The following is a 14,564-nucleotide window of genomic DNA, read 5'->3' on the forward strand; positions in this document are numbered from 1 at the left end:
AAAACGAGGTTGACCCTGCCAATTTGGCGGGATCAACCTCGTTTTTGCATCTACGCAATTTGCTATTAATCTGGTAAATTCTGAATCTGTTTAACCGGTACCGGCAATAAGTCACCACTAGCCAACAGATACAGGTACTGTGCCAGCACAGATTTGCCCGTCATCTGTTTCAATGCCGCCGCATACAGGTTTACTTGACCCCCATAACGGTCGATCAACTTGGCTTCGCTTTGGGCAACGGCCTTCATGTTGACGTGATCGGTCTTGTAGTCAAACAGGATGACTCCGTCCGCCGTTTCCAAATAACCATCGACAATCCCATGGACCAACACCTGCGAGTCGGCTTCCTTAAAGTCCCGGAACAAGCTTCGTGCCGGCATCAGTAAGGAAAATGGCACTTCACGATGGAGATCTTGGGGCGCTGCCAAAATCTGCTGGCCGAGTTCACTACTGTAGAAGCGCAAAATGAATTCCGGTTGAATACGCTGCGCCACCTCTGCTGACAAGACTTGGTCGGCGACCAGTTGGTCAATAACCTCCTGAACGCTGTCGGCCGTTGGCGCAGTCGTGACGTCTAGCTTCTGGAGCACCAAATGGGTCGCGCTCCCAATTTCAGTTGGCAAAGGTTCCCGCACCGTTTGTAAGAAGTCCGGCCGTGCAAAGTCGTGGGTCACGAACCGATTCCCGGTCGTCTGCCCCGTTACACTGGCTCGGTATTCCCCAATCGACGCGTTGTCGGGATCCTCAAATAACCGCTTGGCTTCGGAGACTGACTGGTAGGCCGTGGTCATCGTTGCCGCCTGGTGTGGATACTGGAAGTCCATGATCTGTTGGATCTGTTCACCGGAAACCGCGCTGGCAGTTACCTTGGCGGCCGTTTCGCTGGTTGACTGAAGCCAATCCATTGCCGCCTCGTTGACACTTTGGGCGGGTTCCAAATCATTAGCCGTCGCAAACGCGATACCAAAATCAGCGGGATCGCCAGCTAAGCCTGAGAAGGTCGTTGACCCTTGGCGTAAGTCAGCCGCAAATTTGGGATCACGAACCAAGCACATCCCAATCCAGTCGAGATAGTTCGCCTGCGTCGACTTTTCCCGCAAGGTCGCGTTCAACACCAGGTCGGGACTCTGATAAGCCTGTTCCCACGCCGCAATGGCCTCTGCCTGGGTCCTGTGTGATCCAACAATGTAGAGTCGAGATTCCGCCCGCGTTAAAGCCACGTACAGTTTCCGCATTTCTTCGGCCAGGCTCGCCCGCGAAATGGCCTGGGCCGTAACCAGTTTCTGGAGACTTGGCGCCTTGACGCGGCTGTCCGGATCCAGATAATCAATCCCAATCCCTGTCTTGCCACTCATGACGTAGTTTCCCTGTTGGTCCTGCTTATTGAACTGCCGGGACGCATCCATGATGAACACCACTGGAAATTCCAGTCCCTTGCTCCCGTGAATGGTCATGACCGACACGGCATCCGTCGCCGTTTGCACCGGTGCTCCCGCCAAATCGGCATCGCGCTCCTGTAGGCGTTCCACGAACCGGACAAACTGGAATAGGCCTTTAAAACTACTCTTCTCATAGCTCTGAGCCCGTTCATACAGCGCATGCAGATTGGCCTGACGCTGCTCCCCGGCCGGCATCCCCCCGACATAATCGAGGAAGCCGGTATCCTGGTAAATGCGCCAGATCAAAGTGACCAATTCATTTTGTTGCGCGACGTTTCGGAAAGTCTGTAGCTGCTCCAAGAAATGGGTCACTTTTGTATGGACCTGCTGCTGGAAATCACTCGCCTTGGGGCCCGCAAAGGTCTGTTGGAAATGCAGTAACGCCTGGTAGTAATCCCCCGTCTTCTGGTTGATTCGAAGCATCGCCAGTTCATTTTCGTTCAACCCCACGATGGGCGACCGCAGCACCGCGGCCAACGGAATATCCTGATAGGGGTTATCAATGATCCGCAGTAACGCCATCATGATTTGAATTTCAGTCGTCTTGAAATAATTCTGCGCATCATTCACGACCACCGGAATTCCCAGTCGGCGGAGTTCATCGGTAATAATTAGGTTATTGGTCCGGGTCGGCGTTAACAGCGTAATATCCCCGTAAGTCATGTCCCGAACTTCTTTAGCATCCCGATCATAAATGGGGGTCTTAGCCGCAATCAATTCCTTGATTTTCTTCCCCACCATCAAAACTTCACCTTGGTGTTTGTTATCAACCTGGAAGGTCGAGTCCATGGGTTCCCCATCACCAGCGGCCTCTTCAGCCCCCTCGGTCAAGTAAACCAGCAGTTCGGCGGTACTCTTGGCACCAGCACCCTGCTCATCGTAATAGGTCGCCCCATACTTCAGCTGAGCGGAGCCCGTGTACACAATTTCTCCCAGTTCACGGTCCATCAACTGTTTAAAAATCAGATTGGTAAAATCATCCACGTTTTTCATCGACCGGAAGTTTTCGGCCAACACAATCAACTGACCGGCGTCGCCATTGGTTTCGTAGCGATCCGTCTTGTCCATGAAAAGTGTCGGGTCTGCCTGCCGGAAGCGGTAAATGGACTGCTTGACGTCCCCCACCATGAAGAGATTACCGTGGGGCGCTGGTTGCGCGATAGCCGTTAGAATGGCTTCCTGCAGTCCATTGGTATCTTGATATTCATCGATCATGATTTCCTGATACTGCTCGCGTAATTGCGCCGCGACTTGACGCGATTGATCCGTGTCACTGGTTAAAATTTCCAGTGCCGCGTGTTCAATGTCCGCAAAATCTAGGACGTGTCGCCGCTGCTTCTCTTGCCGATACGCATCCCGAAAGGCGCCCACGACCCGGGCCAGTTCACCAACCAATTCGCCAGACTTAGCAATCGTGGTTGTGGCCTGCTCCTCGGTCTGCAGCAGGTAGGATTTTTGTAACTTTTCCAACTGCTTTTTGGCTGGATCATAGTAGGTCGACTTTAGCTCATCGTAGACAGGATAGTCTTCATTTGTCTTCCGAATCGACGGCATGCGACCCCAGGAAAAGCCTTGAATCGCCGCTCTCAGCGCATTCCAGCTCTCACCATCTACTAACGCAATGATACCTTCTAAATCGCTCAGCAGGGGCGTCACGTGGTCCAGTTGCTTCGTTAAGTCCGCCTGCGTGGCAATCTGTTGGGCACTCGTCAGGTCGGCCTTGATTTGTTGTAATTGCTGACTAAATAACGGCTTTAATCGTTCCTGATAAAAGGTCGTACCGGTCAAATGGTCACTATCCAACTGATACGGTTGCGGTAAGGCCGCTAACCAGGCCGCTGGGTCGGGCGTGGCGTTCGCAAACGTATAGGTCTGCTGCACCAATTCGGCCAGGCCATCATCGCTCCGGTCACCAGAAAAATTCTCCGTTAGCCGCGCAAATAGGCCAGACTCATCATTGGCGTAGAGCTCTTCCCGGAGGTCCGCCCAGACTTCATCGCGGAGCAACGCATTTTCCGTTTCATCCGCTAACAACCGAAAGACGGGGTCCATATCGATGACATAATAATAGTGTTGCAGGATCCGCAAACAAAAGGCATCCAGCGTACTAATATCCGCGACGGGTAACTGGTTGAGCTGTCGCAAATAAAACTGTTGCTGCTCACTATTGCCTTGGCTGGCTGTGAGTTCGGCACGCAGGCTGGTTTGAATCCGGTCACGCATTTCTGCGGCTGCGGCCTTGGTAAAGGTCACAATCAAGATGCGGTCAATCCCCATTCCCGCCTTCAAATGCTCAATCACTCGTTGGACCAACACCCGGGTCTTCCCAGAACCGGCCGAGGCCGAGACCAACAAATTATTACCCGTTTGATAAATCGCATCGTGTTGACTCTGCGTGTACTTAAATTTTGTGCTCATCGGGACCCTCCTGTTCCTTTTTCTGTTTCTGGTCCTGTTCCTGTTCAGCCTTGATTCGGGCCATGACGTCATCCTTCTTCAACGCTGCTAAATCGCGGTAATTGTTTTCTTTGAGTAAGGGATCAAACTGCATGATTGATTTGTACGGTGAATACTGGAGCGCCGTCTTACTCTGTTGCCGGAACGGTGCCAGGTCGACGTGCCCGTCGAAAATTTCCGTGGCTGCCCGTTTGATCAAGCGTTCCGTATGGTTCAACAGCATGTCCAACTCGCCGGGATTGACCAGCATCTTACCGTAGGAGGTAATGACCCCCTTCTTGGTCCGCCGTAATCCCCGGTAGAGCAAGGAACTCCCACTAAACTCGGGATCAGCAAATAACGTATCCAGATTCGTTAATAAATCTGGATCATCCAGCAATAACCCTTGGTACTGTTCCGCCTTGAGCAGCGCATCTTCAAGGTCCTCGCCCAACACATCAGCCGCCTTTAAAATCGGATTCTGCAGGTGCAGGTACACGGCTCCGGCCAGCTCGGCATCTGCTGGTGAGACATCCGTCAACAGGTCTGGCATGTTCTTCTTAACCGCATCCAAATACGTCAGCATCTGCATGGCTTGGCCGTAGTAAGCGTCTTGATAACTAAATTTATGCTCGGAACTCTTGTAATCCACGATGCCCAAATAGGTCTTGTTGTTGACCTGCATGGCATCTAGCCGGTCAATCCGCCCGCGGACGGTGACCTGACGCTGCTTGCCGACATCAAAGGACAGGGCCGTCAGCCCCCGCTCGTCACCGAGGCCAAATTGTAATTCGGTCCGTTTAGGCCGGAACTTGGTCCGCTTGCTTTGTTCCTGCAGGGTTTTGGCCATCCGCCGCATGGTCTTGATCAATTGTTCGCGAATATAAGTCATCCGGTGAGAGCTCTCCAGAATGGCAAACTGGGGATTCTCGGTAGTATCCAAAATTTTGGCAATCACTTCATCCGTCATTTCCCGGAGTTGCTGGTCATCCATCTCAGCCAGGTCCAGCTTCTGTTGATTGACCAGCTTCATCAGGTTATCCAGCGTCGCATGGAAAAACTCCCCGGTGCTAGCCGGCGACAGCTCAAAGACATCCCGCTCCTGCAGCTTTAACCCATATTTCAGGTAATAAGCGTACGGATTGGCATAGTATTCTTCCAATTTAGAAATGGAGGTACTGATCTTATTGCCGTACAACTGGGTCACGATATCTGGTGTTAACGCTGTTGGAACATTGCGGTAGCTCAGGCTCCCCAGCAACTTGGTCGTCAGCTCGCCATAATTGGTATCCGCCCGTAAAACTTGGAGCACGTACAACCACGCATTGGATAGCGGCTTCTCGCGGAGCTGACTGTCATGACTCGCCTGCACCAGATGCCGTAGCGTGGTCCGACGCGTCCCCACGAATGGCAGGATATCGCCGTCCTCGGCCGTTGGGGTTGCCGCCGCAATCTGCGTTGGCAACTGGAAGAAGTTCTGAATCCGCGCGACATACGGTGACAGTTGTAGCCCATTTTTATCATCATCGCTGGTTGCAGGATAACTAAAGATCAACTGTTCACTACTACTAAGAAAAGCCAGGTAGTTCAGGTAGGGCTCCCCCGCCAGTTGGGTCGCTGCGTCATCGCGCAGATAACTATCAGCATCAACCTGCTGGAGTTGCGCACTCAAGTCTTGACGGTCGTTATCCGCCAGCAAGGTTGTCGGAATCTGATTGTCCGGCATGGTATCGGCCGTGGCCCCCATCAGGAAGGTCACCTTGCGATTATTGGTTTGCACGATCCCACTTTCAGAAATGGTGACCTGATCCAACGTCGATGGAATCTGACTGAACTTAGCCCCGGCAAAACCGGCCTGCAGTAACGCTTGGAAGTCAGCCTGCACAAATGGCGTGTCCCCCAGAATCGTATGGAATTCATCCAAAATTTGGCAGAAGGTCGACCAAGTCTGTTCCGGTTGCCCTGCCCCCACTAAATCACCAGCGTCGATGGCCTGGTCCCGCCAAGCCATCAAGCGGTCCATGACGCCAGCGTTCACCAGAAATTGGTAGAGCACGGCCACGGCGTCGGTATAGGTCTTAGCGCCGGTCAACCGCGCAAAGAATGGCGGCAAGGTATCTTTCACAAAGTGGCGAATTAAATTAATTTGCCGTGAGATTTTATCGTCTTGGGTGGTTTGCACGCCACCATCCCCGGTAGCAAAGCGGTTGAAGACCCAATCCTTGTCCTGGGTCCAGCGACGTTGGGCCTCATACCCATTCTTCAGAACGAGATTTTCCGTCAGGGCCAGAGCTTGGCGGTAGGTCGTCACTGCAATTGGCTGACCATCGGCGTCCTGTGGCAGTAATAACTCTGACTTCAAGACCCGAAAGACGTCAGCGTAGCGGTAGTTCCGCCGTTGCACATCAAATAACGCATTCAACAGCTCTACGAAGGGGTGATCGGCCATCTGCACATCGGCGTCATCAAAGTACGGGATCGACTGTGCACTAAAAATGGGGTCAATCACTGTCTGATAGGCATCTAAGTGGCGCGCCAACACCAGAAAATCTTGATACCGGTACCGACCGGTCGCCACCATTTGGCGAATCTGCGTGGCGACCCGGGAGACCTCCACGTAGCGGTTATCTGCCTGAACAATTTGCACATTCGTCAGTGCTTGGTCGGCATGCTCTGGCTGAGGTGACAGCGTATTGCTAGCTTGCCAGTACGCATCCAATGCCTGTAAGTCAGCGCTGACGCGTGGTGTCCGGGCCTGGTGGTCACGTAACACGTGGACGTGCGCAGCCTGGGCCACCACGTAGAGTTGGTGATACGTTTTGGCCGACTGAAAGAAGAGATTCGTTGGATCGGGTAAGTCCAGGGGGTAGCCCTTATCCAGGTTCAACGCCACCGTCACGCTGGCCGCATTTTCAATCAAGACGGCCACCAGTTGCCGCTCCTGCGCGCTTAATTGTGAAAAACCCTCTAGGTAGAAATGGGCATGGCTAAGATCGACCCGCGTCGTCAGATAATCTGCCAATTGGTTCAGCAAGTCTGTATTTTCGACGTATTTTCCCAGCATCTGGGTCTCAAACGCCTCATAAATAATCATTAAATCATGGAGTTTGGCCTGCAGATCGGCGTTCTTCCCCGGAAATTGGTCAATCGCCGCTAACAGGTCGGCGGCCGTCACCTGACCCACCTTGAATTCAGCTAATTGCGTTGTCAACTGGCTAATAAAGCCGGGCCGGTCGACCTCACCACGAAAAATCGTCAGCTCATCGGCATGACTCTGGATGATTTGGTAGATCAACATGTTCAGCCCAGCCGTCGAGATGCGGGGCAGCTGGTAAACGGGTTCATTTTTCATGAAGAACCAGGCTAGTCGCGTGAACGAGAAGACTTGCACCTGCGTCTGCGCGAAGAGTGGTTGGTCTGGCGCGACCTGGGCCTTCAAGGCGGCCAGGACATCAACTTCAGTTTCAAATTTAATATGGTTGGGAACCAAGTAATAGCTCTGATCCGTCGGTTGGTCCGTCACCTGCTGGGCCAACGCGTCCACCATCGGCTGGCGGTGATCCTGGCCGGCACTTCCTAGAATAAATTGTAAACTCATCTGCGAACCTCCATCTCTTAAGTTCTGTTGCTATGTACTGCCCGGCTTCATGACAGGGACCGGACAGGCCGGTTAGGTGACTAATCGCAGCTGTGTGGACGATCGTAACCCCTCACCTAATCGTTAGCCTCATGATATCAAACACACACGTCAGCAATTGTCGTTTTCACCAGTTACGGGCAACTTTAGTCCAGTCCGTCCATTTCTTAGGTTGATTATATTCTAGCATACGCCATCGCAAAAGCGAACACTTGTTTGGCACAAATTTTATCATAATCTGAGGACTTCGCGGGCCATTTTTCTGAAAGCGTGCTACACTTAATCATAATATTAAAAATTGGTGAGAAAGTGGGCTTGCATTTATGAAAGATAGTGAAGAAGTTCAGATTTTACAGGATTTAGTCAGCATCAATTCCGTCAACGGCAACGAAGACGCTGTCGCCACTTATATTAAACAGCTCTTCGGTGAACACGGCATCGACGCTAAGATCATCCCCTACGCCACCGGTCGCAGTAACATCGTCGCCGAAATTGGTGACCCAACTAGCGACAACGTCTTCGTCCTAGCCGGTCACCTGGACACTGTGGCCACGGGCGATTTAGCCGATTGGCAATTCGACCCCTTCGCCGCGCACATCGAAGGCAACACGCTGTATGGCCGTGGCGCTGCCGATATGAAGAGCGGGCTGGCTGGCATGCTGATCACCTTCGTTAACCTGGCCGATGCCAAGGTCAAGCTGAACGGTCGTCTGCGCTTCATCGGGACGGTCGGTGAGGAAAACGGGGCCATGGGCTCACGCATGCTGACGGAACAGGGCTATGCCGACGATGTCCGTGGCATGGTCATCGGTGAACCTACCGGCGGCAACCTGGTTTATGCTCACAATGGTTCCCTCAACTATCACGTCTACTCTCGCGGCGTCGGCGCCCACAGTTCAATGCCTGAAAAGGGTGTGAACGCCATCACCAATTTGATCAAGTACGTGACCGCCGAAGCCACCGAATTTGACGATGCACCGGTCAGCCCCGAACTCGGGCCACTGGTCCACAGCGTGACCGTTTTTAACGGTGGTGAACAGGTCAACAGCATTCCCGCCAAGGCCGAGCTGCAAGGCAATATTCGCCCAATTCCAGAATTCAACAACGAAGCCGTCATCAACCGGTTAACTGAAACCGTGGACCGTCTCAACCAAGAAGACGGTGTTGACCTAAAGCTCCACGTGGACTACAGTTTCAAACCGATCATTAGCGCGCAGGACTCCCCACTGGTCAAGACGACCAAGGCCATTGCCGACGCCGAATTTGGCCACCCGATTGACCTGCAAGTCATCCATGGTGCGACCGACGCTTCCGAATTTACTAAATCAACGAATCAGTTCCCCGTCATCGTTTACGGTGCGGGTAAGTGGTACGACGCCCACTCTTTGAATGAATCCGTGGACCTCGACGAATTCCGCCACGTCCAACGGGTCTATGAACAACTCGTAAAACAGATCTTAGCCTAAGTAAAAACGCTCAGTTTCCGTGAATGTTCCACGTGAAACTAAGCGTTTTTTACTGCCCTATTTACCGGCAGTTCGAAAATCGTGCGCGCCGAAGTACTGAAGTCCCGGTAGCGCCTGGTAATTCAGCAACTGACTGACCGTGACCAACTTGTAGCCCTTGGCCTTTAAGCGTTTGATAATCGTCGGTACCGCAGCGACGGATTGCTTGTGAATATCATGCATCAACACGATATCCCCGCCACGGGTGTCTTTCATCACTTCATTAATATCCTTTTGCGTGTTCAGGTAAGACCAATCACGTGAATCGACTGACCAACGGATGATGGGCTGCTGAATCTTCCGGCCCTCAGCCGCGGTAATATTGCCGTATGGTGGCCGAACGTACTGCGGCAGCGTCCCAGTCGCCTGGTAGATGGCCCGGTTGGTGCGCATGACCTGACTAGCCGTGTTGCTGGTCCCAATGCTGTTGAAGTCGGGATGATTCCACGAATGATTTCCCAACTCATTGCCCCCAGCCAACACGGCCCGGGTAATCTTTGGATAACGGCTTACACTCTGTCCCACTTCAAAGAATGTGGCGTGCGCCTTATTCTTCTTCAACGTCTTCAATAGCCGTGGCGTCAGGGTTGGGTCTGGCCCATCGTCAAACGTCAATGCCACCATTTTATTCGTCTTGACCTTGCTCGTCTTGTCGGCCTTAGGCAGGTAGCGGTTCAATACCTTCCCCTTCAGCTCACTGTAAGGGACCGTGACGTGCTTGAGTTTGAAACTATTTGTCAGCAGTGGCATCCGCAAGCCATCCTTGGTCAGCTTAGCCGTCTTGTTCATGTGCGTCGGTAATTTCACCTGATACACCGCGGCCACCTTGGAACTCTTGGCCTTGGTCGTCTGTAAAATAGACTGACGCGCCGCCTCTCGAATTGCCGCTAAGCGGTGCGGTTGCTTGTTCGTTAATTGACCATAAGTAACCGTCTTGTTCACCACTTTGGTTTTCGCCTGGGCGGGTGCCTGAGCAGATAACGTTCCGGTCAGTAAGAGGACCGCCGCAGCTGCCATAACCCCCGTTATGATGCTTCGTTGTCGTTTTCTCATTAAAATCCCTCCTAAAAAATAGACTCCCCTGAATCTACCCTTATGTTACCAGTTTTGGCCTTGAAATGAACGCGTTCCGCCTAAATAATTTGACATCAAAAAAGGGCCACCAACCGAAGTCAGTTTCCCTTTAATCTTCCGCACTATCTGGCGGATTAATCGTTTGATGATTCTCTTTCAAAACCTCATTGGTGTAGTGTTCCAGGTCAGCCAAAACGCTGGCACTGTCGCCCTGTTGTGCGGCCATGTTTTCAGCCACCGCCCAGCGCGCCAACGTGTCGGTAATTGGCACGATATCTTGGATAATTGCCATGTCTGAGTCATCCTGATGTTGCTCCTGAATCGACCGAAAGCTTTCGACATCGGTGATCAAGCGTAACACCTTGCCCGTCTCACGTTCAACGGATTGAAAAATCACGAAATGAGCCTGTTGATTGGCCTCACCCATGCGTTCGCGAATCGCTTGTAATTGTTCATCATCTATTTTTAATGCCAATGCTTTCACCCCACTGGGTCTATTCTAACAAACATTGCGTGGTGTCACGCAAAATTTCGTCAGGTTTCCGCAATCTTTAGGTTCTTTGGGCAAACTCTCGTGTTTTGATTCGCCTCCAAGGTGAGAAAAACTGGGCCGGAACGCTGTGGGCGGACGTCTAGAGCCAAACGACGGTTTCTAGACTTGCTTTGAGCCGCCAATTCTCTAACCAGCAAAGCTGGCAAGAGAATTCCCACAGCTTAGCCCATTTTTCTCACCTTTCCGGCTAACACTGGTTTAGCCCGCAAAAACAGCGATTATCGCCTTCACCTAATCAGTCATCGTTGAGCCGCCAAGCTCTAGCAAATAGCTAATGATTGGTAATCGTAGCCGCCATCAACCATCAGGTCAACGGCCACGCGGGCGACTGTTTCATGTGAAACAGTGCCCGCGGGAACCGGATTACCCTCTTTAATGATCTGCGGGTCACGTCCGGCGCCCTCCGTCAGCGTGACTGGCCGTAAGATGGTGTAAGGAAACTCCGCTTCGTCGACCAGTTTGGCCGCATAACGCTGTTGATTCAGGTATTCCTTCACGTTGTCGATGCCCGGATAGGCTAAGTCTCCCGTCACCTCTTGATCCACGCCAGCCGTGCTGAGCATCACAAAACGCGTCAGCTTGAGTCGTTGATGGTATTGTGCGTCAAACAAGGCTTCAAAGGCCAAATCCACGTCCATCCCGCTCAGGGCCGAGAAAATAATCGGGCTATCCTGTAGGGGCGCCACGTAGGTTGCTTCCGCCGTTAAATCTCCACTAAATTCCGTGACGAGACCCGCTACGTCCGCTGCCAGCGCTTCCGTTGCGGCGTGTAGCACACGGACCGTTGTGTCTGGCTTTTGTGCCAGTTGACGAGCGACGGTTTGTCCCAATGTCGTTGCGCCCACGATTAAATAAGTTGTCATCATATTCGCTCCTTTTTCCTTGCCTCCCAGTGTACCAGAAAGTGGTGACTGCTAACACCGGGCCAAGATATTTTTCACCGCAAAATAAATCCGTTATAATAGGAAATGTATTTGAATCCGGTTTCACAATTAATTAGGAGGGTCTTTGTATGACACACAAACAAGTCACGATTGGTAAAACTGATGTGCAAACAACACCGCTAGGACTAGGCACAAACGCCGTTGGCGGTTATAACCTCTTCCCGAATTTGAAAGATGAAGACGGGCTTAACCTAGTCAAGGCGGGCTTAAACAACGGCATCCAGTTATTGGATACGGCTTACGTTTACGGCCTGGGCCATTCCGAAGAACTTGTTGGTCAAGCAATGCACGACTTTGACCGGCATAGTTTTACCCTAGCAACTAAGGGCGCTCAAGACTTTTCCAGCGGCGAACAGGTCATCAACAATGACCCTAAGTTCTTAACTGAACAAGTCGAGGCTAGTCTGAAACGTCTCAACACCGATTACTTAGATATTTATTACATCCATTTCCCAGACAAACAGACGCCTAAGGCTGAAGCAGTCGGCGCCCTACAACGGCTGCGGGAACAAGGAAAGATTCGCGCGATTGGCCTGTCTAACTTCAGTTTGGACCAGGTCAAGGAAGCCAATGCCGACGGTTACGTGGACGTGGTCGAAGACGAATTCAGCCTGCTGCACCGCGACCATGAAGCCGATTTGATGCCCTACCTGAAGGATCACCAAATCAGCTTTGTCCCTTACTTCCCACTGGCTTCCGGCCTGTTGACGGGGAAATATGACGCTAACGTGTCCTTCCCAGCCGACGACATCCGCAGCCAAATCAGCGACTTCCAGGAACCGCGCTACAGCCAAGCTCTGAAGGCCATCGAAGCTATCCGGCCAATCGCCAAGGCACACAACGCCACGGTTGCCCAAACCGTTTTAGCTTGGTACATGCAGGATCCGCTGGTCAGCGTCGTCATCCCCGGGGCCAAGCGCGCCGCTCAAGTCGAAGCCAACGCCCAATCCCTGGACGTCACCCTGAGTGACACGGAATATCAAACGATCGATACCGCCTTTGCTGGCTTTAAGAGCATCGAAAGCGGCAAGTCCTTAGCCGACCCAGACTAGGACAAATAGCTGGTTCACTGCCTCCGGGCTGGTGAAAATGGGCCGGGACGCGGTGGGCGGACACTTGGAGCCAAAGAACGGTCTCCAAGCTTACTTTGAACCGCCAAGCCCGCGTTTCAAAGATACCAGTTCTCTAGCCGGCCCACCCCGCCACCAAGAGAACTCCCACAGCTGAGCCCATTTTCACCAGCCCTGCGGCTAACTGTGATTTGTCCCAATCTATCAGTACTCTCTTCTAAAAATTTTTCACTTCGACAAATTCCAAGCACCACACTCCCCCAAGGGCCCGAGAAAATTTTCTCGGGTCCTTTTATTTCGTCTAACACCGGCATCATGGGACGTTCGCGTTTTACGAACTTATTCATAATAAAATAATTCATAATTCGTGATTGCATTTCATTTGCAGAAATGATAAGCTCTATAAGTATTGTTTGAGAGAAAAACACGAACGATTACCGTTAACGTTCGGATTTTACATAAATTCTGTCTTAAAGGAGCAATTATTCATGCAAAGAATCGCTGACTTTTTTCATTTTGAAGAATTGGGCACCAACTATAAGAAGGAAACACTGGCTGGGTTAACCACCTTCGTCTCCATGGCTTACATCCTGTTCGTGAACCCCCAAGTCCTGGGGGCATCCGGGATCAGCCAAGGGGCCGTGTTCACTGCGACGGCCTTCGCTTCCGCCTTCGGGTGTATGCTGATGGGAATTCTCGCCAACTACCCGATTGCCATCTCCGCTAGTCTGGGGATCAACGCCTTCTTCTCCTACTCCGTTGTTATTGGGATGAAGATTCCTTGGCAAACGGCTCTGGCCGGTGTCTTTGTGGCCTCGATTCTCTTCATGATTTTGACCGCGTTCAAGCTACGGGAAAAGGTCGTTGACGCCATCCCTCGTGATTTAAAAATGGCCATCAGTGCTGGTATTGGGCTGTTTATCGCCTTTATCGGTCTGAGCCAAGGGGGCTTGGTCATGGCCGACAAGTCCACGGTGGTGACGCTGGGTTCCCTGCAAGTCGGCAGCACCTGGTTAACCATTTTTGGCCTGCTGGTGACGCTGGTTCTGATGAGTGCTCGCGTGCCGGGTGCCATCTTCATCGGGATGGTCGCCAACTCCATCTTAGGTTTAGCCACTGGCCTGATTGCCATGCCAAAACACATCATTTCCGGCGTGCCATCCATCAGCTCGACCTTTATGGTTGGGTTAACGCATGTCACAAGCATTAATTCCCTGCAATTAGTTGTTGTCGTCTTAACCTTCTTACTGGTAACCTTCTTTGACACCACCGGGACACTGGTCGGGTTGGCCGAACAAGCTGGTCTGGTCAAGGATAACAAACTGCCACGGATCGGTAAGGCCCTGATGGCTGACTCCAGTACGATGGTCGTGGGGTCACTCCTCGGGACTTCCCCAATGGGTGCCTTCGTGGAATCATCCGCTGGAATCGCCGTGGGCGGTCGCTCCGGGTTTACCGCTATCGTAACGGGTATCTTCTTTATCCTGGGCGCCTTCTTCTCCCCACTCCTGGCCGTTGTCACGAACCAAGTGACCGCGCCTGCTTTGATCATTGTTGGGGTTCTGATGGCCCAATCCCTGAAGAACATTCACTGGGAAAAGTTCGAAGTCGCTGCTCCTGCCTTTCTGATTGTCCTGGGGATGCCCCTGACTTACAGCATCTCTGATGGGATTGCCTTAGGGTTCATCACTTACCCCCTGACCATGATTGCGGCCAAGCGCGGCAAGGAAGTCGGCGCTATGATGTACGGTTTAGCCATTGTCTTCGTGCTATTCCTGTGGATTTTGAACGCAGGATAGGCTATTAATTAAGAATATAATATACAAAGAGGGGCTGTGACATAAGTCTCCAAAATGAAAGCTGGTTGAGGAAAATCTTCGGATTTTCCTCAACCAGCTTTTTGGTA

The 14,564-nt window shown here is 52.1% G+C and carries 8 protein-coding genes; 3 read left to right on the forward strand and 5 right to left on the reverse strand.

Going from position 1 to position 14,564, the window contains the following annotated elements; translation table 11 throughout:
• Positions 1-65 precede the first annotated feature (65 nt).
• Both addA and JUF22_RS13120 read right to left on the reverse strand, forming a co-directional pair.
• Complete coding sequence (addA, locus tag JUF22_RS13115) at positions 66-3,857, reverse strand: helicase-exonuclease AddAB subunit AddA (RefSeq protein WP_203647045.1); 3,792 nt, start codon at positions 3,855-3,857, stop codon at positions 66-68.
• Positions 3,841-7,473: a PD-(D/E)XK nuclease family protein gene (locus JUF22_RS13120; protein ID WP_203647046.1), complete on the reverse strand. Its 3,633-nt coding sequence runs from the start codon at positions 7,471-7,473 to the stop codon at positions 3,841-3,843. The genes addA and JUF22_RS13120 overlap by 17 nt, the downstream gene beginning before the upstream one ends.
• Before the next feature lie 362 nt (positions 7,474-7,835).
• Between JUF22_RS13120 and JUF22_RS13125 the strand changes: the two genes are divergently transcribed.
• Entirely contained in the window at positions 7,836-8,978 is a 1,143-nt protein-coding gene (locus JUF22_RS13125; RefSeq protein ID WP_203647047.1) for an ArgE/DapE family deacylase, read from the forward strand.
• Between the two features lie 57 nt (positions 8,979-9,035).
• On the opposite strand, the gene JUF22_RS13130 is transcribed toward JUF22_RS13125, so the two are convergent.
• From JUF22_RS13130 to JUF22_RS13140, 3 genes are all read right to left on the reverse strand, one after another.
• Positions 9,036-10,070 carry a polysaccharide deacetylase family protein gene (locus JUF22_RS13130; protein ID WP_236000784.1) on the reverse strand — a complete coding sequence of 345 codons (1,035 nt, stop codon included), beginning with the start codon at positions 10,068-10,070 and terminating at the stop codon, positions 9,036-9,038.
• A 130-nt stretch (positions 10,071-10,200) separates the two neighbouring features.
• Positions 10,201-10,575, reverse strand: coding sequence for a hypothetical protein (locus JUF22_RS13135; RefSeq protein WP_225418159.1), 375 nt, complete (start codon positions 10,573-10,575; stop codon positions 10,201-10,203).
• Positions 10,576-10,904: 329 nt separating this feature from the next.
• Positions 10,905-11,507 carry an SDR family oxidoreductase gene (locus JUF22_RS13140; protein ID WP_203647053.1) on the reverse strand — a complete coding sequence of 201 codons (603 nt, stop codon included), beginning with the start codon at positions 11,505-11,507 and terminating at the stop codon, positions 10,905-10,907.
• A gap of 149 nt (positions 11,508-11,656) precedes the next feature.
• Between JUF22_RS13140 and JUF22_RS13145 the strand changes: the two genes are divergently transcribed.
• Together JUF22_RS13145 and JUF22_RS13150 are read left to right on the forward strand one after the other, a co-directional pair.
• Positions 11,657-12,640, forward strand: a complete 984-nt coding sequence (locus JUF22_RS13145; protein ID WP_203647055.1) for an aldo/keto reductase — start codon at positions 11,657-11,659, stop codon at positions 12,638-12,640.
• A 506-nt stretch (positions 12,641-13,146) separates the two neighbouring features.
• On the forward strand, positions 13,147-14,457 hold the full coding sequence (locus JUF22_RS13150) for an NCS2 family permease (RefSeq protein ID WP_308439821.1): 1,311 nt from the start codon (positions 13,147-13,149) through the stop codon (positions 14,455-14,457).
• Positions 14,458-14,564 lie beyond the last annotated feature (107 nt).

The sequence above is a fragment of the Levilactobacillus lanxiensis genome, assembly GCF_016861655.1.
Lineage (GTDB): Bacteria > Bacillota > Bacilli > Lactobacillales > Lactobacillaceae > Levilactobacillus > Levilactobacillus lanxiensis.